Here is a 21,545-nt window from a genome sequence, read left to right as displayed (position 1 = left end):
TCACCCGCTGAGCTCGGGGTTGGGGGATCGTCCGAGGACGGACGTGCCACAATTGTAGTGTGGGCCGTGTCGGCCCACTCCCCATTCCCCCAATGTGCAATGTGAAATGAGCAATGAACAATGTGCAATCCCCCCTCGGAATCGGCGAGGATTGGTCATTGTTCATTGCACATTGCTCATTTTCCATTTCGGACCCATCAGGCCAGCTGCTTTCGGGAGGGTGCACTCCGTAGCCCATTGGTTCTTTTCGGACAGAAACGACAGCTCTGCCATGACGCCAGCATCTGCTCGCAACTTGATTGTTGCCGCGTACGCGCCCGATTTTTGCAGATCGGCCATGCTGACGTAACAGACCTTGCCTAGAACTCTACCCGCTCGAACGCTCCCCGCGGAGTGTGCGAGCTTTGCTCAACCAACAACCCACAACCACGATGAACATAAAATCTCCGACAATCAGAGGGAGCGGATGGCCCTCCTCCGGCGTCACGGCCGCAGTGCTGTGTGCCGGCTCCGTTTTGATGACTTCCGTTGCCGAGGCCCAATACGGCTACACTGGACCGAGTACCTCGGTCGAGCCCTACTATAAACCCTCGCCCCAGGCTACGGCCAAGGGTTATGCGGTGGAGATTCGCTCCCTCCTGACGGTCGCTGACCCCGTCTATCCCAGCGTGAATGGGTACAAAATGCTCGGCCTGCCGGATGGATTGGGGGCCTTTGACAATGGGGATGGAACTTTCACCGTGCTGATGAATCACGAGATCTTCGGTGGTTCGGCTGCGGGTGGGCAGGGGATTGTCTCTTACTCGACGAACGCTTTGACCGGGGCGATCACCTCGGTTACGAATGGTGTCGCTTCGGGCGTGCCTCGTGCCTACGGCGGCACCGGAGCCACCGTTTCCGAATGGGTGTTCAAAAAGAACGACCTGTCGGTAGTTTCAGGACAGGATCTCATTCAGAACGTGATGATTTGGGACCGCACTCTGTCGGCATTCCGTCCCTTCGATGTCGCGGGCGATTTTCACTTGAGCCGCTTTTGTGCTGGTGACCTCCCCCTGTCGACCGCGTTCTACAACCCGGCCACGGGCAAGGGAACTCAAACCCGCCTTTATATGAACGGCGAGGAATTCGCCTTCGGCCGGGCATTCGCCCACATTGTCAGCGGTCCCGAAAAAGGAACCAGCTATGAACTTCCTTACCTCGGTTATTTCTCCTGGGAGAATTCCGTCGCGTGTCCAACTCCACAGGACCTGACGATTGTCATGGGCATGGATGATGGCGGTCTCGACAACAGCCAGATGTATGTCTATGTCGGCACCAAGCAATCCGCTGGACTCGAGATCGAAAAGGCGGGTTTGCACAACGGTAGCCTGTATGCCGTTCGCGTCGAGGACAACGGGGTGCTCGTGGCCAACGAGTCCAATGACAAAGCTCTCGGCCTGACCAATCGCGTGACCTCGGCTCGCTTCAGCCTCTTCAAATTGGAGAATGCTGCGAATCTGTCCATCGCTGAACTGGAGAGCTTGAGCATCTCCAACACCACCGCGTTCTTCCGGGTGGAGGATGGTAATTGGGATCCCACTCATCCGAACGACTTCTACTGCGTAACGACCGGACGGGCGTCTGGAAACGCAGTCACGCATGCCTCCCGACTGTGGCGTCTGCGGTTCGATGATCTCGGCAACCCGACCGCCGGCGGAACCATCGAAGTGATGCTTGAAGGGCCCGTGGGATCGAATGTTGCAGGATCTGGTGCGGCTCCGGTGATGATGGACAACATGGATGTCACCCGGGCTGGGAAAATCATGATCCAAGAAGATCCGGGTGGCAATAACCGCCTTGCCCGGGTGTGGATGTTTGATCCTCAGACCCTGGACCTTACCGACATCGCTCAGGCCGATCGCAAGTTCGCCACGACGGGAGCTTCCCGGTTTCTGACCATCGACGAAGAAGCGTCGGGTATCATGGATGTCTCCCATATTCTTGGAGAGGGCTGGTTCTTGTGGGACATTCAGATGCACCGAGGCATTCCTGGAGAGTTGGTGGAGCATGGCCAGTTGGTCGCGATGCATGTCTCTCAGCTTCCCCTCAACACGGCCAGCACCTCGGTAGAGCCTTACTACAAGCCCTCCTATGAGGCTGCCGCCGCGGGTGGCTACCATGTCACGGTCCACTCCATGGTGACCGTTGCTGACCCGCTCAAGCCGGACGTTGCCGGTTACAAAATGGTTGGTCTCCCGGACGGAATGGGCGCTTATGACAACGGCAACGGCACCTTTACGCTGCTGGTAAACCACGAGGCGCGTGGCGGAAATCTGCCGGGCGGCTTGGGTACTGAGTCTTACGTCACCAATAATGTGTCCCTCGTGACCACCAACGCCCAAAACGAAGTGATCACCAACCTGAGCCAGGTCGTGATCACCAACTCGGCGGCGGCATTGGGCATCACACGTGCCTACGGTGGCAAGGGTGCGTTTATCTCGGAATGGGTGATCAGCAAGTCGAACCTGGTTGCCGTGTCCGGAAGCGACCTCATCAAAGCCAACGGCGTTCACGTGTGGGATCGGACGACCTATCAGCATCGTCTCTTCGATCCCGCGACCGACTATCACTTCTCTCGATTCTGCGCTGGAGAACTGGCCGCGGTGGAAGCCTTCTATAATCCCTACACCGGCAAGGGCGTGATGGATCGGATCTTCCTAAATGGGGAAGAGGACGGCGCTCCGCGCGAGTTGGGTGGTCGTGCCTTTGCGCACATTGCCACGGGCCCGGAGAAGGGCAATAGCTATGAGCTGCCTTACCTGGGATTGTTTGCTTGGGAGAATGCGGTCGCGAGCCCGTTCGCCCAAGATAAGACAATTGTCATGGGCTTGGATGACAGCGAACTGACCAACAGTCAGGTCTATGTCAGTATCGGCCTCAAGAGCACGACCGGATCGTTGATCCAGAAGGCCGGCCTGCACCCCGCTGTCACCTATGTCGTTCGCGTTGAAGACCAGGGTTCGTATGTGCCCTTTGAAACCAACGAGAAGGCCATTGGATCCAAAGCATGGCGGACGAAGGTTGACTTCAAGCTACATCGCATCGGGGATGTTTCCGGGCTCAGTGAGGCGGAGATGGACTTCGCCGGTCTGAGTGGAGGCACCAGCTTCTTCCGTGTCGAAGACGGAGCTTGGGATCCTAACCGCCCCAGCGACTTTTACTTCGTCACCACGGGTCGTGCTTCCGGCGCCAACGTCACTGCTGCCTCTCGCCTGTGGCGGCTCTGCTTCAATGACATTGCCCGGCCGGAGGACGGTGGGTTCATCGAACTGGTATTGGACGGACCGATCGGGACCGGCCTGGCCAACTCGAATGAGCAGGGGGTTATGCTGGACAACATGACCATTCTCAAGGACAGCCGAATCCTTCTGCAGGAAGACCCGGGCAACAACGACCGCCTCGCCAAGATCTGGGTTTTTGATCCCGTTCTGGGCTCGCTCACCGAGTTGGCTGCGGGTGATCGTAAATTCTTCAGCACCGGCGGGTCTGCTTTCCTGACTCGCGATGAGGAATCCTCTGGCATCATTGACATGGAAGACATCCTCGGGGCGGGTTGGCTGATCTTTGGTAGCCAAGCACATGCTCGGATCCCCGGCGAATTGATCGAACATGGCCAGCTCAATGCGATGTATCTGCAGCCGGTCGCTGCATATCCTTCTCTGCGCGTCTCGCCCAAGAGCCAGAACATTACGGTTGGCACTCCTCTGGTCCTGGGCGGTGTGGCTCAAGGCAACGGCCCGTTCTCCTATCAATGGTTTGTCAACGGGCAGGCCATTCCGGGAGCTACCGGTTCCTCATTGACCCTCTACAACCTGCCGCTGAACCAGTCGGGGGCAGTTTACACCGTGGCTGTGACGGGACCCGATGGTACCGTTACGAGTAATCCGGCCACCGTGAAGGTCAACCCGGCCGGTCCTCAACTCACCAATCCCGCGTTGTTCATGGGCATGGTGTTCCAGGGAACCGTGGGTGGCCAGTATCGGGTCGAGTATGCTAACTCCGCGAATGCGGCCAGCTGGCAGTCGTTGACGAACCTGACCCTGCCTTCCTCGCCTTATCTGTTCATTGACACCACCGCCTCCGCAGGCGCTCCGCAGCGGTATTATCGTCTGGTCATTCCTTGATCAGCACTAATCCACGCTGAAAGACGCCCGCACGTCGCCTTTCAGTAGGCCAACCCAAAGAAGCCGGAGGGAGTCCTCCGGCTTCTTCCTTTTACGGGCTGTTCACCAGGCTGTCGCGCGATTGGCGCAGGGAACGATTACGAGAAGGGTATGCAGAATCTTAACCTAAGAAACCGGCCTTCAGGTTGGCGCGCATCCTGGTGGCTCGTTTGGATGATGATTTCAGGGTTCATCGCCGACATGCCAGGGCTGCTTTGTTTTCCACTCCACGCCCGCTCTTACAGGGTGGACTTAATTCCGAACGGAAACGTCTATGGATGCAGCACCTGTCACGACTCAGGTGGTGGTGGACCCAGAAACCTGTTTGGCTATGCCGTGGAGGAAGTGGTGATCGGGAGTCAGCCTTTCTGGGATGTCGCCTTGGCTCTCCTCGACTCGGACCAGGATGGGTTTACCAACGGGGAGGAGCTGGGGGACCCGGATGGAGATGGGATCGTGGATCCGGCGCTACCGGTCTCGCATCCTGGCGATCCCCTCAGCTTTCCAGTGCTCCCACCTATTTTGCGCTGGGTGGAGCGGCCGGGTGGAAGCATTTTTTGGCAGGGCGACGAAATCAGCGTTCAAGTGGAGGCATCCGACGATCAAGGGGTCCAGTTCGTCTTGTTTGAGTGGAGCGGTTCGGGCGGGGGAGCCACGCCTCAATACACGGTCACCGATCGACAGCCTCCCTACCAGGCCACCTGGACGCTGCCGCCTGGATCATGGCGTTTGACGGTGTCGGCCCTGGACGTGATCGGTGCCTTAAGCCAATTGCCGCCTTACGAAGTCGTAGTCAAGACTCCTGAGCCTTTGCAGATGATGGCGCCTACGAGAGTCTCGACTAGTACAGATTCCTGGAGGGTAACGTGGCGGGGCGGCAAGGGTCCCTACCAGCTGCAAAGGGTCCGGAGGCTGAGTGATGGTCCATTGACGTGGGAACCGTTGGTGACCACTTTCGGATCGGACTATGTGTGGAAGCCAGATGCGGATCGGAACTTTTTTCGAGTTTTGGACCTGGGGCAGTTGAGCAGGTAGGGGTCGCCCTCGGCCGAGTAACTTTCGAGTCGTAGGCCTTCGTCACGGATTTGGCTCCGTGTCGTCATTGACTTGTCACGCTCCGCCGTGAATCTAGGGATCCTGTGATGCGGATATGCTCGCGCAATAGTCTTTGGGTGGTGGTTTTCGGAATCCTCTGTGGGGGTCCATGCCCTTCTGTGGCGGCACAGTTGAGTGGAACGCGCATCACCAATCATGGTCTTCAGGGAGTCGGACGCGTGGCGGCTTCGAGTTTGGATCAGAGGGGAGAGACGTTTGGTTCGGTATCGGCTCTGGCGATCCGAGACTGGCATCGGACGGAGCACGGGTACACGGGCACGTTCTTAACCCTGCCGGACCGCGGCTTCAATATGGATGGCTTTTACTCCGACTACGCGGCGCGGTTGCATACGCTCTCCTTCACGTTCGTTCCTCGCGCAAGCAGCGGGAAGCAAATCGGAAAAATCAGAGCTCTCAGCGACCGGAGCCAAGACCAGATTCGCATTCAGTATCGATCATCCAGCTTGTTTGAGTTTTCGGAGGGACGCCGGACCACGGGTTTGGATCCTGGCACCCATTCCGTTTCGCTATTCGGGACCGAGCTGCCCTTTGTGAGGACGCAACGTCGGGATGGCGTTGTCGTTGACGTTCAACGAGTGGCTGTGGATGCCGAGGGTTTGGCGATCAAGGCCGATGGTTCGGGATGGTTTAGCGACGAATATGGGCCGAACCTGTACCATTTCGACCGCAGCCTCCGCATCGATCGGGTCATAGTGCCGCCGGAGGACTATCGACCGATGTCCGCCTCGGGCTCTTACGCTTACACCTCGACCAACGACCCGGTGAGAGGCAGGCGCATGAATCAGGGATTCGAGGCGCTGGGAATGAACCCGGCCGAAACCCGTTTGTATGCTCTGGCCCAGAGCGCGCTGATTCAAGACAGCGGGCCGACCCTGGACGGCCGACGGCATGCTCGATTGCTGATCTACGATGTCAGTCGTGAAATGTCACCCAGTGCGCCCGTGGGAGAGTACGTCGTTCCTTTGCCTGTCCTCGACGAAACGGGACAAGGAACCAAGCCCAACAAAACGGCGACTCAGAGCGAGTTGGTCGTGATCAACGATTCTCAGCTCTTGGTTCTCTGCCGGGATAGCAGTGGATTGGGTAGCAACACCACCAACCCGGCGGTGTTCAAGGGGGTGATTCTGGTGGACTTTCGGGAGGCGACCAACCTCGCGGGCCTCGCGCGTTCCACTGATCGCGGAACGAACTCGATTTCTCCGGGAGGGACTTTGGCGCCGGACATCAGGCCTGCCGCTTCGGTGCCGGTTGTTGATTTGCTCTCCGCAGCCGATCATCAGCGGTTTGGCTTTAACGCGTCCTTCTCCGCTCCCAATCACCGGACTTTCTCCGAGAAGTGGGAAGGTATGGCCATGGTTTCGGCGTTAGATCCAGAACGACCGAACGATTTCTTTCTCTTTGTCGCCAATGATAATGATTTTATGACCGCCCGAGGGAGGATGCTTCAGGCGGATGGCCTGGTGCATGATTACAATGCCGTCGGACTCCATTCGCTGAGAACCGAACATGACACCGTATTTCTGGCGTATCGTCTGACCATCGAAGTGGACGCTCCAGGGGCTCGCAACGCCCAGTAGTGGGTGTCGGTCAGGGTGGCAGCCCATCGGGGCAGTGCAGGGAGCCCGCGCTCAGTCCAATTGAAGTGCCTGATCGATGAATTGTTCCAGATGGGCGAGAATCACCGAATCCTGCACCACGAGTTTCACTCCGCTTTGGCGGGCTGATTCGGCCGCCTCGGGAGACTGGGCTGGCACCGTGGCGATCACCGGAATATGATTGGTTTCCGGACTCGTGGAGAGTTGCCTCAGCGCAGCGCAGACCTTGTCGTCGGCCTCACGAACGTCAACGACCAACAGCAGCGGTTTCTCACGTAGGCAGGTATCGACCAAGCTGTTAGCGCTTGGAACTGTGCTCACACGGTACCCCAAATCCTGGAGCCGATTCACCAATTGGCTGCCCGGCAGGAGTCTCTCGTATAACAAAAGCGCTAGCGGTTGCGTCACAGGTGTCACCTTGAAAGAGCGCCGCCGAAAATGCAAAAGCATTTGTCGGTGGAGAGCGATCTCTTAGGAAAACCAATCCTGTGCTGGACGTGAGAAAAATTCCTCCGGTTTCACGCCCTCTGCTCCGATGAGCCAGGTTTTCGCTTGGGGATACGACCGACGAAAAGCTTCAATCCCACCCTGCCTCCCGCTACGGCCACTTTTTACCTCGAGAGCCCACATGTCGGTTCTCACTGACTTAGTGCTCCTCCGCGCTCTCCGCGCCTCCGCGAGAAAAGATCCCTCCCCTGACTCGGAAAGGACTGCCGGAATCTCTCGCGGAGGCGCGGAGAGTAAAGAGTTCATGGAGAGTTGGTTCGAGACGGGACCCGTGACATCTCCTCAGGTCGCCACCTCCACCCAGACTTGTGAGACGAAGTGAACCTCCAAGACGGGCGGGTCATTCCAAACCCGCGTCGGATCTGCTGATCCGGACGCGGTAGAGTCGGCCTTCGGCTCCGGCGGAGGGGTTGGGGGTTGGAATGCGGGAAAGCTGCACCTGACGAACCCCTTCACCTGTGGGGTTCCCAGCGACCCATTCCTCGGTTCGTGCGACCCAGTGCCACGTGGTTGCATCGGGTCCGGGCGGCTGCGTCTCAGCGCCCAGCACCAATTCCTCCACCACGTAACTCCGTCCTTCGCTGACCGCGAACTCGAGGTGAAGTTGGGCGTCATCGAGCGACTCGATCTCAAGCAACGGACGGGACGTTGGATTGAAGGGATTGGTGTTGGCGGCGAACTCCGTACGGTTGTTGCTGCCGTCCGCGTCGGGGTCCCCGTCCGCGTCGAGGGTCATATCGCCCTGCTGCCAGAGCTCCCATCCATCCGGCAGACCGTCCTGATCCGTGTCCTCCTCCGGGGGGATCGCTTCAAAGTCGCCGGTGACGACCAGGGCGAAGGGTTGGGGACCGTGCACCAGTTGATGGTTCCAGACCGAAAGCTCGAACACCTCATGGATCGCAGGGGTGGTCAGGACCTGTTCCACATTGTTGACATGATCGAAGTCTCCTCCCTGGACGGAGGCGCCGTTCTCCCAGTCGTTGCCTCGAAATTCGCGGGCCCGGCTCCGAACGCGAAGGTCCAGGTCGTTGACCAGGTGCTTATCTGCCCCGGGGGTGGCGGGGTAGTCACTCCAAGTGAGCGTTGCCTTCAGAGGGCTTTGGCTTCGGGCGCGCACATAGGTGACTCGAGGAAAATCGCTCAGGCGATCGAATCCGTTGGTCGCGTCAATGGCCAGCAGCCGAACAGAGTTTGCGGAGAGCGGAAGGCTTTGGGAGAGATTGACGCGACCCCAGCCCTGGTCCCGCGAGGGTGGAGCCGCCGATGCCTGGAGTACCGGCACAGTGGAGTTGATGAGGATGCCCTTCACCAGCGCCGCGCTCACCTGCGGGCGCGCGCGCAACACCGACGGAGTGCCATCGGGGTAGAACCCCTGGGCGAAGTAATCTCGCACCAGCGCCGCCAGGCCGGCGACCAGGGGCGAGGAAAAGCTGGTGCCGCTGACTGAGGTGCTGGTGCAGTTGCGCGTTGTGACGTCGCCATCGCCCCCGGAAGTTCGGATGCTTTGGCCGGGAGCGGCGAGATCCGGCTTGAGGCGACCATCGCTGGCCCATCCTCGGCTGGAGAAGAACGCGATGCGTTCCTGCGCCGATCCCGATTGGGTGGCCGCCACGCTCAGGCTGTTCTTCGCGACGGAAGGGCTACCCACCGTATCGCTCAGTACACTGTTCCCGCCCGCGCAGACCACCAGAAACTCCGGGTGCTGCCATGTGACTTGATCGAGCTCACGACTGGGCTGGGAGTATGTATTCTGATCCAGGGCATCCTCGCGATCGCCCCAGCTGTTGTTATGGATGAGGGCACCCTGGCCCTGAGCCTGCAGGAGGACGGGCAGGTAGTTGGTGACTGGACACCCTAGTCCGATGAGGTCGGCGCAGACGTCGGTGCCTGAAAATCCGGCGTCTTGCATAATGATTTTGGCGCCGGGGGCCATGCCGTTGGGAATGTCTGGATCGAGCAGGGCGTTCACATCGGCCCCCGCAGCGCACCCCGCCACCGCGGTTCCGTGGCCTTGATTGTCCCATCCTTCAGCCACATCGGGACGGTCGCCCGAGTAAATAAAGTTCACCGCGATCACCTTGCGCTGGCTGAGGTCGACTTTCACGCCGGTGAGAGAGTTCGTTGGAGGCCAGCGGTCGAAGGTGTCTCGAAAGTAGCAAGAGTCGAGGTCGATGCCCGTATCGCACACGGCGATGACTTGGTTGGAACCGTGGATGCCCGCCTGCCAGAATGGAATCGGTCCCAAGAAATCACCGGACTGCAGGGTCCGCCGCGCATTCTGGTTCAAGGTTTGCGCCCGCATGCCCCGTTCGACGAACTGTACATCGGGATGGTTTCCGGTGAGGTCGAGAAACGACTCCAACCGAGGGTTGGCGATGCGCCCGGCAACGTAGGAGTGCGAGGGGGTTACCTGGACGGTGAGTTCGTTGAACCCGGCCGTTTCCAGACTCTTCATCAAACTCGTTCCGCCCCGGTCGGGCACCAGATGCACATACACTGGAGTCTCTGGCTCGGTGGACGATTGGCGAAGGGTGGGGCGGATACGCAGTGCGGAGTCAAACGGTTGAAGGAGATCGACGCCTGCGAGTTGTTCGATGGCCTGCCCTCGGCGACTTCCGACACGGGCAACCCAACCTTGATCTGGAATCGGTGCGAGCAGAGAGATGCCGGCGCGGAGAAGTTGCTGTTTCTGGCTGGGGGTCAGCGGGTGATCGAATCCGAGCAGGACGACCTGGCTTTGGGTGTCTAGGAGATTCGTTTGTAGCTCCTGGAGACGAGACGCGGCACTGGGATCCGAAAGGAAAGTCTTCCCGTTGAAGCGAACGGATGAGCTGGCCGCGGAGGAAAGGGGATTGGGCCGATGGGCACCGGAGGGCTCGGACGGTGCCAGGAGGCTGGGGTTGCGACTTCCCGAGCTCCGCGCCGCGTCGGCCTTCTGGATGTCTGGATCGGGAGTGGTCCACGCTTGGGGGCTGTCCTGAGAACTGGGTGGAGACAAGTCTTTTGGGGACGGTGGTGTGAACCAAACCAGCCCACCCAGGAGAGCCAGCAGCATGATACCGATCCCCGTCCGTCGAACGTACCTTCGGATATGCTCTGGGGAGGGGGGGTGGGCTTGCATGGGTGTGTTCGGTCGGCGTTTCAGGACCGGTGGTAGTTTGGAGATAGGTCCCACCTTTGTCGAAGGCTTTGTCGGAAAGTTGGAGGCAATGCTATGAATCTTAGATCCGGCACCTGGTGAATCACGGATTGCGGGGATCTCACCGATCAGGAAACAGACCCCCGAGCCGACGGCAGGCAGCAACCCGCACCCGGAAGCTGTCGGTAGTAATCCCTGCACCTGTCCTTCCATCCGTGTGATCCGCGTGATCCGTGATCCGTGGGCAACAACTCGGGAACGGTATTGGTGGCTTCGCGCGGGGTCTGTAACTCGACCGCCTGGTCCCTGGATATTTTTTGTAAGAGAGGGCTTCGGAAAATCGAAGTAGGCAGTGGAACGCCTCGGTTCGCTTGCTCAACGGAGTGAGTGATGCGGGTAGGGCGGCTCGGTCGGCCGCAGGATGTCCTCACCCCTTGTGGTGGGAGTTTCTTCCAAAGTTCGGGCTATCCCGACTGGCCCACAACCACAACAGCAACCTTGAATCTAATAGATATGAAAAACTCGCGATTCGAACAATTCGTCATGCCGGCGCTCTTGGGCACCACTTTGCTCTTCGTCTCGGGCGCACGTGCAGCCTCGGTCCTCCTCCAATTTGAGGAGTCCACCGATATGAAGCAGTGGAAACCTGTCCCGGAGAGCCAGCTCACTCCGGCCGGAAACGGCGCCTTCGTGCAAACCACTGATGGCACCAAATCCTTCTATCGATTGAAGATCGAGAACGGGGGCATCGGCGGGGCGGTTCCGATCATCCCACTGCGGGAGGCACCCGCCTTCGCCATCGACATCGCCCAAAGCTTCCTGAAGGACTTCCTGGTGGAAGGGGAAACCAAGGGCGAAGGTGAAGAGGGAACCGATCCGGAGGGTAACTGGCACGATGTGCAGCTCGGGCCAGTGTGCTATCCCGTTTACGATCCCTCCTTTGAGGGTGGCAAGTCCCCGGCCTATCTTGAGTTTAAAGTCGTGAAGCGCCAGATTCCCACCCGGGGAGACGCCAAGGCTTCGGGTCTCCAGCTCAGCCCTCCCATCGACGATGATGAGCGGTCTGAGTTTGGTTATATTCTTATCGGTTTGCATCCTGGTGACTCGCCCGTCGTGCAGTTTGGCGACGTTGGACCTACGCCGGTGGAGCGCCTGCTGCGCAAAGTTCGCACCACGTCCGCCTTTAAGCCGATTCGTTATGATGAAGGGTTGCTCGTGGCGGAGGGCACCAAGGGGGAGGTGCTGGGAAGCTTGGGCAATGAGCCGTTCTGGATCGATCCCAAGATCATCGACCTGGCCGGAAAGGAATTCGAAGGTATCGCCGATCGGGGCGGGGAAAAATCGGACCAAGCTCCGGAGTTCAAATCGGGTGGTTATGGATCGTATGAGGAGTTCAAGAAGGACTTCGTTACCAGCCCCTTCTTCCAGAAGCTTCGCGATATCCGCACGCAGCAGGTGAAGAAGGAGTGGGAGACGGTTCGGGGCATCGAGCCCACCGTCGTCCAGATCAAGCTGAACTCAGAGCAGCTCATATTGCGTGGCAAGACCATCAAAGGATTCGAACTGGACACCCCCAACATCGCTCGCATTCAACGAAACGCGGCCGGCGGCGGCCTGCTGATCACTGGGGTGGGTGCGGGAAGCGGTCGCCTGGATGTCACCTACGGGGACGGCACCAGCGAAGCGATCCTGCTGGTCATCCTCGGACCCAATGGCGGTGCGGTTGTGAACATGGCTTCGACCGGATGGACCTCCTGGAGTTACTGGTATGCCGGCAGCTGGAGCGATCAGCGCCGCTACAGCCAATTCTCCAACGATCCTCAGATGTGCTCATCAGGTGCCAGTGGTTGCGGTCCGACCGCTTGGGCGATGCTCTATGGATGGTGGGATCGTCATGGCTCCACCCGCACGCTGAAGAATCCTGGTTTGGCCGACTCCCCTCTTTATAACGACGACAGCGTCCGTGATTGCTGCCGCTACATCTTCCCTCGGGTTGGAACCTTCTGTGTGTCGGGCCAAGCGGCGACGGTTCCTTGGGAAATGAAGAATGGTTACAAGTGGGGTGATGCTCGTGGTGCGGGTTATTCCATCTCCTGGAACTGGGGTGTTCCTTACCTGAGCCCGGGCTCCGTGGGCAAGGCTCGCGATTCCATCCAGGCGGGCCGTCCGGCCATCATCGGATTGGGGTTCTACTGGCACTATCCCTTGGCTTACGGCTACAAGTCCCGCAGCTACAAGTTGTTGGGTGTCACTTGGGATACCCAACGGTACTTCAAGTGCAACATGGGTTGGGGTGGTAGCAGCCCCGAGTGGCGCAACGGCTCGAGCGTCTGGTTCGGCACGAACGGCCGCTACTTCTGAGAACGTGCTGGAATCGTAGAATCTCTCTCCTCAGTCGCGCAACCCCGATCGCTCCCAGAGCGGTCGGGGTTTTTGGCTTAAAAATTGAACGTCTTCTCCGGCACGTGAATGGTGTCGAAGGGTTTCAGATAGAACAGATCCTGCTGGTGGCCGTTCAGAACCTTTCGCATGTCGATCTTGTAGCTCTTTTGCTTGCCGTCCTCGACGCGAAAAACGGTAACTCCACTGGGCTTGGCTCGGTTGAGGTCGAAGCCGCCCGCTTCCATGACTGCGTCCATGACGGTGAGAGGCCGGTCCATCGGGAATCGGCCGGGACGGAGCACCGCCCCGGAGATGTAGACGCTGGAGGTGGTGGAAGCCAACGAGACCGTGATTTCCTCGCCCTTGAGCAGAGTCGAGTAGGATTTCATGAGGTCCGCGCGGAGGTCGGCGGCCGTTTTTCCGGCGGCCTTCAATTCACCAATGAGCGGCATGGTAATGGTGCCATCCAGCTGCACTTTGACCACGGCGTTCAGGTTGGTGCTGGCATCGAACGTGATTTTCGCCATGTCACCCTCCCGGAACGTCACGTTGGCGCTGGTAGGCTGACCGCTGGCCGACGCGGCCGCTGGCGTTGTCGTCGAAGATCCCGGTCCCCCGCCACATCCGACCAGCAGCCCTAGCAGGACTGAGAAAGCAAGGAATCGAAGGCTTCCTGGGAACCCCTGCGGGCTGGATGCGGCTGACCTGGATTCAGCGGCGGCGGAAGTGGAGAGCAGAGCCTGGAGGATGGGGGGCAGTTTCATGATCGTTTCGGTGGGAAGGGTTCGAGTTTAAAATCGGTAAGTGATCGAGAACACCACGCTATTGACGACATAGTCGCGGCCGCTCTGATTGGAGTTCCTTCGGGCGTAGCTGTAGCGCAGGCTGGGTGCCAGGTTGTCCGTGATTTCATAACGGACCGTGGTTCCGAAGCCCAGCTGATGATACCGGTCTTCGAATCCGACGCGTGGTTCCTTGCCTCGGGTATAGAAAACGTCGCCTCCGAACGTGGCGTGCTTGTGGAAGGCCCAGCCGATTCCGTTTCGTATGGTCAGTTGCTCGATGAACTGGCCGCCCTGATTCAGAGCCTGCTGGACCTCTTTGTTGATGTCCAATGTGTCCACGATGTGCTGGGTGATCTGATAGCGGGCGCCCAGCCCGGCGTAGTAGGAATTCAATTGTTGCGGATTGGCTTGGAGATCGCTCGGGTCGAAGTCGTAAGTGACATAGCCACCGCGCAGGTCGAGGCTGATCGCTTTTGTTACCTGCCAGCTGACGAACGGGCCGACGCTGACGTTTTGGTTATCCGATTGGACGGTGTCCGAGTAGTTGACCAAGCCGCCAGTGACCTCCAAACCCGCCTCGGTTTGTGCGGCGAAGCTATAGCCAAAGCGACTGAAAAACTGTTCGGATGTCCGGTCCAGGTAGGTAAATTGAGAGGAGCTGCTGAAGTAATTCTCATGTCCATAGCCGAGCTGAACTCCGAAGGCGTTGGGGCGCCAGGATGCTCGCACACCGGCCGTGTTCTCAAACCTAGGGAACGCGGCGATCCCGGTCAGCGTGCCTTGGGAAATAACGTCTTGGGAGTAGTTGAAACGGTCGTAGAGGGTAAACACCCAATCCTTGACGCGGATATCCCAGGCCAGTTCTGAGTTGGGGGTCACCCCCAGGCGATCCTGACCTTCGGTCTCCTGGTATTTCCGATAGGAGATCCCGGTGCCGAAATGCAGCATCGATTCTTGGGTGATTTGCCAGCGGGCGTCAAAATCGAGCTGTGGGGTGTGTGCGAAGTCCGACTCCTTATTTGTGTCGGCATGGAACACGTTGTCCATCCACTCGAGCGAATAACTGAGCCCGAGCCGATAGCTCAGCGGGCCGGCGATGTGGTATTCCTCCGGGTTCTGAAGGGGAGCGGAGCGAGTGGTGTAGGACCGGTCGCCAATGACTGCCGACCTCAGGGCCTCCTGGGACCAGCCGGCGAGCGGCACTCCTGCCAGGCCCGCCGCAAAACAGCCCCAAACCCCTGCCATCCGTGGAAACGAGGAACGCTGCATCATGTGGATGCAGTTCTTACTAAGCTGGCGACGAGAAAGCAATGAATTGCCATCATTCACCATGGTCCTATCGGCCGGGACTGGAAATCACTTAGCAAAAACCTGGAGCGATTCCCAAGGGTGCCTTCAGCCTCATTCCCCTGCATATCTTTTGAATTCCCCGCTGGTGGCGCTCGTTTTTAACTCTGGAAATTTTTTGACCCCGTGCTCGCGGCCAGTTACACACTGTCTGTCCCGATGCACCGGGCTCGATCTCTCAATGCACGCTTCTATTTTTTTGTTGGCCGCGAATGACCTCGCCTATGTGTGGGAAAAAGCCACTTGGGAAGGCAAGGCGATCATCGTGGTCTTGTTGTTTTTCTCGATCTTCGCCTGGTCGACCATGGCGTACAAGGCGCTGCAGATGCGTCGGGCGCGGAAGCTGAACCACTTCTTCGACCAGGAGTTTCGTAGTCAGAAGCATGTTCTGGAGGTGTATGACCGTCGGGTCGAGGTTCCCGACTGCCCCTTGTTCATGGTCTATCATCAAGGGTGTCAGGAGCTGGAAGTCCGGCTGCGGACCCCTCAGGAAGGGGTGCGGAAGAAGCATGTCTCCCTGAAGGCGATCGAGCATGTGAAGCGAACTTTGGAATCTTCCGTGGCCCGGGAGTCTTTGAAGCTCGAATCCGGTCTAATTCTCTTGGCGATCGCGGTTAGCGGGGCGCCTTTCCTTGGTTTGCTGGGGACGGTTTGGGGTGTGATGAGCGCCTTTAGCTATGTGGCGATGGCGGGAAAAGCGGATCTGGCGACAATGGCACCGGGTGTGGCGGCGGCCTTGGTCACCACGGTGGCGGGGCTGCTGGTCGCTATTCCGTCGATGTTTGGTTACAACTGGCTGGTGCATAATTTGCGGGTGGCCACGGTGGAGTTGGATAACTTCGCCCAGGAGCTCACGTCCAAGATCGAGACCGAATACTTGTTGGATGACTAGACGGGCGGCAGGCGGAGTGCAGGCATCTTCTGTGATGCGATAATTGAGACAGCCCTTAAATGAGACGATTCTCCCAACGCAATTCGCTGGTGACGTTGAATGACATCAACATCACCCCGCTGCTCGACCTGGCTTTCGTGCTGCTGATCATCTTTGTCATCACCACCCCGCTGCTGGAGCAGGGGCTGGATCTGCAGCTGCCCTCGGGGGGCGCCAAGGACAAGCCCTTCGAGAAGTCCGACATCAAGACGGTCGATATCAGTCCCCAGGGCCGCTACGTGTTTGGATCGCGCCCCATGAACCTGGCTCAGGTGGAGCAGGAATTGGTGCAGGCCTATCGAAAAAATCCGAAAATGGTGGTCTATATCCGCTATGATGAAAACGGCCCTTACAAACACTTGGCCGCTTTATTGAACAAACTGGAGATCCGGGGGATCACGCAAGTTTCCTTGCGGACCTCTCCGACGGGAAAACCCTAGAGCTGCTGTGAATCGATCCCACCAAAAGTGCCTGATCGCGTCCTCAGGAGCGCACCTCCTGCTGTTCGTGATCTTTGCCTTTGGTTCGGCGTTTTTCCTAAGCAAGCCTCCTACCGACAGCCTGCCCAAGATGAAATTCATGCCGTCGATCTTGATCGACGAGATGCTGGCGGGCGGCGGGGGGAACCCAAAATTGCCTCAAGATGAGAGCGAGGCCGCCGCCGGCTCCAGTCCCCCGATAGCGGTGCCACCTCAAGAGGAGCTCGCTCCGCCTGTTTCCACGACTTCCATTCCTCAACCCGTCGCTCCTCCGCCCCCGGTTGAGCCGGTGGATCCGCCGAAGCTCGAAAAGGTGGAGACGCCTCCGGTGACCAAACCGCGTCCCACGCCACCCAAGCGCATAGAAACCAAGGTCGCCACGAAGCCAGAGATCAAGCCAGATCCCAAGTTGGATAAGCCCAAGGTCACGCCAGAACCTGCGGAGTCAACGAAGCCGACCCTGAAGAATTCTCAGCCGGAGATCGACCTCACCAAAGTCATCACGCGGTCGAATGACGACGCGAAGCGCAAGCAGCGAGAGGCCGAGAAGAGGGCGGCCGCTGTGGCGGAAGCGGAGCGGAAAGCGCAAGAGGAAGCTTATGGCCGGGCCAAAGCCGCGGCGGAGCAGCGGCGGACCGCTCTGGAGTCCAGTCTGCAGACCCTGGGCACCGGGTTCTCCACCGATAAAGGGGTCAAAATCGATGTGGGCGGGCCGGGAGGGCAGGCCTATGGGAACTACGCTTTAACCGTCAAACAACGCTATGAGGCGGCCTGGCGGGTTGCGGCCACCCTCAACGAAGATGATCGAAAGGCCGAAATTTCCGTGACCGTTCTGCGAAACGGCACCATTCTCAACGCGCGTATCACTCGTCGCTCAGGGTTAAGCGCCATGGATCGGTCGATCGAGTCAGTGCTTCGGGATGTGAAGCAACTCCCCCCGTTTCCGGAAAATGCCCGCGACGAACAACGAACTTTTGTCATCGAATTTAACCTCCAAGCGAAACGAAGATCTGGATGAACTCCTTGTTTAAGAACCCTTTCCTCCTGGTGCTGTGGACCCTCGCTGTGCAGGGATTGCACGCCGTCGCGCAAGAGAAGATTGTCATCCGACAGGAGTTCGATCCCATGGGCTTCCCCAAAGCGATCCCCATTCACATTTCGGGTTATCCCCCGGAAGTGGACTCGGTGTTGCGCAATGACCTGTTGTTCATGGGGGTGGATGCCGTTTCGGAAAGCCAGGCCAACTACATCCTGACCGGGAAGAACGCGGGTGGGCAGGTGGAAGGCTTGTTGATGGACAAAATCAACAAGAACTACTTGATGCGTCAGGCCTTTCGCGGAGGCAACACCCGATCGCAGACCCATGCGTTGGCGGATGCCATTGCGGTCGCCTTGGGGCGTGGACCCGGGATTGCGCAGACCAAGATTGCCTTCAAAGCCCAGCGCGGGACCGCTCGGGAGATCTTCATTGCCGACTTCGATGGGCAGAATGCCCAGCAGGTCACCCAGGACAAAACCATTGCGGCGGCACCGTGTTGGGCTGGTCGCGACATGCTGTTCTATACTTCCTACAAGTTGGGTAATCCGGACATTTTCTCGCATCAATTGACTACAGGATACCGGAAACCGGTTGCCCGCTACATGGGCTTAAACACGAGTGCGGCCGTGTCACCCAATGGGCAGTACCTGGCAATGATTCTGAGTAAGGGGGGAAATCCGGATGTGTATGTCAGCGACATCAACGGCGGGAATGTTCGGCGATTGACCACGACCCGGGAGGAAGAATCTTCCCCCTGCTGGTCGCCGGATAGCCGTGAGATTTGCTATGTCTCCAAGGCAAGCGGGGCCAACCGGCTGTATCGGATCGCTGCCCAAGGGGGGAGCCCGCGCCAGATTAACACCAGTGGGGTGTCTAACTGCACCGAGCCGGACTGGTCACCGGACGGCAAGTGGATCGCCTTTACCTCCCAAGCCGGGAGTTTTCGGATCTGCATTGTGCTCACTTCGGGTGGGGATCCCGTGATTCTGGAGTCGGGTGAGGATCCCAGCTGGGCTCCGAACTCACGAGCCATCGCTTTCGTGCGCCGTCAAAACAACAATCGAGTGCTCTCTCTACTTGACGCTTCTAGTAAACGGGTCAAGGATGTCGCGCGCATATGGGAGAGCACCTCGCAACCGAGTTGGTCTCGATAAGCTCTCATCTTCACCTTTGGCATGAAAAAGAACGTTTCAATGTTTGCCCGGCTGCTGCCGGTAATTCTGGTCATTGCAATCAGCACCACCGCTTGCAAAACTCGGCCTCGTTGGGGAACTGTACTCCCTGGGCGGACCGGAAATGTTTCCGAGGAAGGCCTGCGTCCCACGACTCCCCGCACGGGCGGGCCAGGGGATTTGGGTGTTGCTCCCATTCGCCCCGGTGGCGACGGGTCTGGATTGAGTCCCATCCAGCCGGTGACGGATGGAGGCGTGGTGAGCGATCCTACGGGATCCGGACTGGATCCTTTTGGCCCTGACCGGGTTAACCGCGACGAATCCAAGTTCGCTGCCCAGACTGTCTACTTTGACTTCGATAAGTACACCATCAAGCCGAACGAGATTGAAAAGATTAAGACCGTGGCGGCCCACCTGAGGGCCAATACGACTCACCTGATGGAAATCGATGGCCACTGCGACGAGCGGGGCACCGAGGAGTATAATCGCTCGCTGGGAGAGAAACGCGCGCAGTCTATTCGGGAGTATTTGGTACGGGAGGGCGTTGGGGCTGAACGGATTCGGACGATCAGTTTTGGTGAGGATAAGCCGGTAGACCCGGGGCACGACGAGACGGCCTGGAGCAAGAATCGTCGCGGTGATTTTGTGCTGCTGACGCCGAAATGAGCGATTCGCTGAAGCGGGCGTGCTTCAGCGACGTCAAAACCTCGCTTTACTACCTGGGTTCAATCGCCTAGGTTAAGTTACTGATATGAACACTTGCATGTTGGCTCTCCTCGGTTGGCCAGAGATTATCGCTCTCCTGGTGGTGGTGATGATTCTTTTTGGGGCCAAGAAGCTTCCCGATCTCATGAAGGGGCTGGGCAGCGGCATCAAGGAGTTCAAGAAAGCCACGCGCGAAGAGACTCCGGAGTAGTTAGGAGTGCAGGCTCTGGATAGCCTTGCTTGGAGGAGCTGCTTCGAGGCTTTCTGAGTGAGCTGATTTCCATTAACCAGAGCCGGGAAGCTGAAGCGTTGAGGGGACGTCCGCTCGATCAAAGATCTGAACTCAAATCCTGGGTTGGAAAGCCCTGGGGGTCCGGCTCTCTTGATTTTTTGTTCGGAGCTTCTAGCTTAGTGTTTTCCGCGCGTCCGTAAGAACTCTGTTCGAGCTTTTGCACGAGGTGATGGCTCAAGTAAACTGGATTGATTTATGTTAGGCTGGCCTGAAATTATTGGAATTTTGGTAGTGGTCTTGGTTCTTTTTGGAGCCAAGAAGATCCCTGAACTGGCCAAGGGGCTGGGCAGCGGCATCAAGGAATTTAAAAAGGCGACGCGCGAGGTTCAGGATGACTTGCAACGAGCCATTGAAGAGGAGCCCCCTCCTCCTCCCAAACGGACACTTCCTCCAGCCGAGACGGTCTCCAAGAGCACTTCGGCCGATCACCCTGGTGAGCAGCCCAAAGTTTAATCGGTCACGGTTCTGACGCTCCATGGATTCTGAAAGGGACGAGGTTTCTCCTTCCCAGCTTGACGAGTATGCTGAGGAAGAGGGTGGGGGGCCAATCAAGTCCTTTCTCGAGCACCTTGAGGACCTGAGATGGACTCTCATTAAGTGCTTAGTGACCATCCTCATTTCGATGCTGGTCTGTATGATCGGCTCGAACTATCTCACCGCGATCCTGGAATTCCCGCTCAATCATCCGCTTGGAGTCATGGCCAAGAAGCCAAACACCGAGCTTATTCCCCTTCATCTCGGAACCAATCAGGTGGGAGTCCTTCCGGCTTCGGTGCTCGGGATTACCAATAACACGGGAAGCAACCGTGTTGCCTCACTCAATCTCGTCCCGAGTCTGATCGGCAGCAACTGGCTTCTGACCTTGCAACCTGATGTCGTGCCCTTCGTTCCCTCCACAGCCCCGAGGTTGAAGATGTTTGGACCGATGGCTCCCGTCATGGTGATGCTGAAATTGGCCTTGTTCGGCGGACTGATTCTTTCCGCTCCACTGGTCATTCTTTTTGTGGGGCAGTTTGTCCTGCCGGCACTGCACGTTCACGAGAAGAAGATCCTCTATCAAGCGGTGGGATTTGGGGCCGGGTTGTTCATTTTGGGTGTCCTGTTCGCGTACTTTGTAGTGACGGGTGTCGCGTTGATGGCCTCGGTCGATATTGCGGTCTGGATGGGGTTTGCCGCCGACGAATGGCGGGCGGAGGATTACATCAGCTTTGTGACCAAGTTCCTCCTCGGTATGGGCATCTGTTTTGAGATCCCGGTGGTGATCCTGGTGCTGGTGAAGATTGGTCTGCTGGACTACAAGAAGCTCTCGAACTTCCGGGCCTACGCCTTTGTGATCAATTTGGTGATTGGCGCGGTGGTGACTCCTTCCGGCGATCCGTTCACGATGCTGCTGTTTGCCGCTCCGTTGCATCTGCTCTATGAAATCAGCGTGATTATCGCTTGGTTCTGGGCGCGAGGCGACGCTAAGAAGGCGCTCCGCGAGACCCGCGCCTAGGGATGGCCATCTAACTAACAGAGAGCCATCCCAGGGCGGGGCACCTGAAGGCGGACGTCTCGGTGCATGGAATTCCTGCTTCAGCAGGTTCCCGCGTCCAATGTCACATCGGTGTCCCCTCCGCCTGAAGGCGGAACTCGGTACGGGGGGCGGACGCCTGGGAGCATGGAGTTCCTGCTTCAGCAGGTTCCCGCGTCCAATGACAGTTCGGTGCCCCCTCCGCCTGAAGCCCAATCCATGCAGTTGAGCAAAGTCACTGTTTGAGGTGTGCTAGCGGTATTACATGAAAAACTCAACTAAGCACCTCGACGTATCGAGTCCCCAAACAGTGACGGAGTTTATTAAGCTGCATAACGGGC

General features: G+C 58.3%; 18 protein-coding genes. 13 read left to right on the top strand and 5 right to left on the bottom strand.

What is annotated here, in order from left to right:
• Nucleotides 1-162 precede the first annotated feature (162 nt).
• Nucleotides 163-339 (bottom strand): hypothetical protein, encoded by a 177-nt coding sequence (locus JNN07_29210; GenBank protein MBL9171845.1) that lies wholly within the window; start codon nt 337-339, stop codon nt 163-165.
• A 92-nt stretch (nt 340-431) separates the two neighbouring features.
• Here JNN07_29210 and JNN07_29205 point away from each other — a divergent pair, with 92 nt between their 5' ends.
• The 3 genes from JNN07_29205 to JNN07_29195 all read left to right on the top strand — a co-directional run bounded on the left by JNN07_29205 (nt 432) and on the right by JNN07_29195 (nt 6,895).
• Nucleotides 432-4,163, top strand: coding sequence for a hypothetical protein (locus JNN07_29205; GenBank protein MBL9171844.1), 3,732 nt, complete (start codon nt 432-434; stop codon nt 4,161-4,163).
• Nucleotides 4,164-4,448: 285 nt separating this feature from the next.
• Nucleotides 4,449-5,237 (top strand): hypothetical protein, encoded by a 789-nt coding sequence (locus JNN07_29200; GenBank protein ID MBL9171843.1) that lies wholly within the window; start codon nt 4,449-4,451, stop codon nt 5,235-5,237.
• Nucleotides 5,238-5,416: 179 nt separating this feature from the next.
• Nucleotides 5,417-6,895: an esterase-like activity of phytase family protein gene (locus tag JNN07_29195; protein MBL9171842.1), complete on the top strand. Its 1,479-nt coding sequence runs from the start codon at nt 5,417-5,419 to the stop codon at nt 6,893-6,895.
• A 51-nt stretch (nt 6,896-6,946) separates the two neighbouring features.
• On the opposite strand, the gene JNN07_29190 is transcribed toward JNN07_29195, so the two are convergent.
• Entirely contained in the window at nt 6,947-7,234 is a 288-nt protein-coding gene (locus JNN07_29190) for a hypothetical protein (GenBank protein ID MBL9171841.1), read from the bottom strand.
• A gap of 526 nt (nt 7,235-7,760) precedes the next feature.
• Complete coding sequence (locus tag JNN07_29185; protein ID MBL9171840.1) at nt 7,761-10,541, bottom strand: S8 family serine peptidase; 2,781 nt, start codon at nt 10,539-10,541, stop codon at nt 7,761-7,763.
• Nucleotides 10,542-11,072: 531 nt separating this feature from the next.
• Here JNN07_29185 and JNN07_29180 point away from each other — a divergent pair.
• Nucleotides 11,073-12,920, top strand: coding sequence for a hypothetical protein (locus JNN07_29180; protein ID MBL9171839.1), 1,848 nt, complete (start codon nt 11,073-11,075; stop codon nt 12,918-12,920).
• A 77-nt stretch (nt 12,921-12,997) separates the two neighbouring features.
• On the opposite strand, the gene JNN07_29175 is transcribed toward JNN07_29180, so the two are convergent.
• Entirely contained in the window at nt 12,998-13,705 is a 708-nt protein-coding gene (locus tag JNN07_29175; GenBank protein MBL9171838.1) for a polysaccharide biosynthesis/export family protein, read from the bottom strand.
• Between the two features lie 27 nt (nt 13,706-13,732).
• On the bottom strand, nt 13,733-14,998 hold the full coding sequence (locus JNN07_29170) for an outer membrane beta-barrel protein (protein MBL9171837.1): 1,266 nt from the start codon (nt 14,996-14,998) through the stop codon (nt 13,733-13,735).
• 256 nt (nt 14,999-15,254) lie between these two features.
• Between JNN07_29170 and JNN07_29165 the strand changes: the two genes are divergently transcribed.
• The 9 genes from JNN07_29165 to JNN07_29125 all read left to right on the top strand — a co-directional run bounded on the left by JNN07_29165 (nt 15,255) and on the right by JNN07_29125 (nt 21,450).
• The gene (locus JNN07_29165; protein MBL9171836.1) at nt 15,255-15,965 is read left to right on the top strand and encodes a MotA/TolQ/ExbB proton channel family protein; all 711 of its coding nucleotides are present in this window, start codon (nt 15,255-15,257) and stop codon (nt 15,963-15,965) included.
• 59 nt (nt 15,966-16,024) lie between these two features.
• On the top strand, nt 16,025-16,444 hold the full coding sequence (locus tag JNN07_29160) for a biopolymer transporter ExbD (GenBank protein MBL9171835.1): 420 nt from the start codon (nt 16,025-16,027) through the stop codon (nt 16,442-16,444).
• 7 nt (nt 16,445-16,451) lie between these two features.
• Nucleotides 16,452-17,501 (top strand): TonB family protein, encoded by a 1,050-nt coding sequence (locus JNN07_29155; GenBank protein ID MBL9171834.1) that lies wholly within the window; start codon nt 16,452-16,454, stop codon nt 17,499-17,501.
• On the top strand, nt 17,498-18,676 hold the full coding sequence (locus JNN07_29150; GenBank protein ID MBL9171833.1) for a PD40 domain-containing protein: 1,179 nt from the start codon (nt 17,498-17,500) through the stop codon (nt 18,674-18,676). Before JNN07_29155 ends, JNN07_29150 begins: the two co-directional genes overlap by 4 nt.
• A 21-nt stretch (nt 18,677-18,697) precedes the next feature.
• Nucleotides 18,698-19,360 carry an OmpA family protein gene (locus tag JNN07_29145; GenBank protein MBL9171832.1) on the top strand — a complete coding sequence of 221 codons (663 nt, stop codon included), beginning with the start codon at nt 18,698-18,700 and terminating at the stop codon, nt 19,358-19,360.
• Nucleotides 19,361-19,457: 97 nt separating this feature from the next.
• Nucleotides 19,458-19,610 (top strand): twin-arginine translocase TatA/TatE family subunit, encoded by a 153-nt coding sequence (locus tag JNN07_29140; protein MBL9171831.1) that lies wholly within the window; start codon nt 19,458-19,460, stop codon nt 19,608-19,610.
• Nucleotides 19,611-19,886: 276 nt separating this feature from the next.
• On the top strand, nt 19,887-20,144 hold the full coding sequence (locus JNN07_29135; protein MBL9171830.1) for a twin-arginine translocase TatA/TatE family subunit: 258 nt from the start codon (nt 19,887-19,889) through the stop codon (nt 20,142-20,144).
• Nucleotides 20,145-20,166: 22 nt separating this feature from the next.
• Nucleotides 20,167-21,186: a twin-arginine translocase subunit TatC gene (locus tag JNN07_29130; GenBank protein ID MBL9171829.1), complete on the top strand. Its 1,020-nt coding sequence runs from the start codon at nt 20,167-20,169 to the stop codon at nt 21,184-21,186.
• 66 nt (nt 21,187-21,252) lie between these two features.
• Complete coding sequence (locus tag JNN07_29125) at nt 21,253-21,450, top strand: hypothetical protein (GenBank protein MBL9171828.1); 198 nt, start codon at nt 21,253-21,255, stop codon at nt 21,448-21,450.
• Nucleotides 21,451-21,545 lie beyond the last annotated feature (95 nt).

The organism is Verrucomicrobiales bacterium (assembly GCA_016793885.1).
In the GTDB taxonomy this organism is placed as follows: Bacteria; Verrucomicrobiota; Verrucomicrobiia; order Limisphaerales; family UBA11320; genus UBA11320.
Note: the sequence above shows the minus strand (reverse complement) of the source record. Positions and strands in the feature narration are given on the sequence as shown.

Bases quoted from the DNA above. Each gene is read 5' to 3' on its own strand.
- JNN07_29170 (MBL9171837.1), bottom strand. From the start codon at position 14,998: ATGATGCAGCGTTCCTCGTTTCCACGGATGGCAGGGGTTTGGGGCTGT.
- JNN07_29175 (MBL9171838.1), bottom strand. From the start codon at position 13,705: ATGAAACTGCCCCCCATCCTCCAGGCTCTGCTCTCCACTTCCGCCGCC.
- JNN07_29140 (MBL9171831.1), top strand. From the start codon at position 19,458: ATGTTGGCTCTCCTCGGTTGGCCAGAGATTATCGCTCTCCTGGTGGTG.
- JNN07_29185 (MBL9171840.1), bottom strand. From the start codon at position 10,541: ATGCAAGCCCACCCCCCCTCCCCAGAGCATATCCGAAGGTACGTTCGA.
- JNN07_29210 (MBL9171845.1), bottom strand. From the start codon at position 339: ATGGCCGATCTGCAAAAATCGGGCGCGTACGCGGCAACAATCAAGTTG.
- JNN07_29205 (MBL9171844.1), top strand. From the start codon at position 432: ATGAACATAAAATCTCCGACAATCAGAGGGAGCGGATGGCCCTCCTCC.
- JNN07_29135 (MBL9171830.1), top strand. From the start codon at position 19,887: ATGTTAGGCTGGCCTGAAATTATTGGAATTTTGGTAGTGGTCTTGGTT.
- JNN07_29130 (MBL9171829.1), top strand. From the start codon at position 20,167: ATGGATTCTGAAAGGGACGAGGTTTCTCCTTCCCAGCTTGACGAGTAT.
- JNN07_29160 (MBL9171835.1), top strand. From the start codon at position 16,025: ATGAGACGATTCTCCCAACGCAATTCGCTGGTGACGTTGAATGACATC.
- JNN07_29145 (MBL9171832.1), top strand. From the start codon at position 18,698: ATGAAAAAGAACGTTTCAATGTTTGCCCGGCTGCTGCCGGTAATTCTG.
- JNN07_29180 (MBL9171839.1), top strand. From the start codon at position 11,073: ATGAAAAACTCGCGATTCGAACAATTCGTCATGCCGGCGCTCTTGGGC.
- JNN07_29125 (MBL9171828.1), top strand. From the start codon at position 21,253: ATGGAATTCCTGCTTCAGCAGGTTCCCGCGTCCAATGTCACATCGGTG.
- JNN07_29150 (MBL9171833.1), top strand. From the start codon at position 17,498: ATGAACTCCTTGTTTAAGAACCCTTTCCTCCTGGTGCTGTGGACCCTC.
- JNN07_29165 (MBL9171836.1), top strand. From the start codon at position 15,255: ATGCACGCTTCTATTTTTTTGTTGGCCGCGAATGACCTCGCCTATGTG.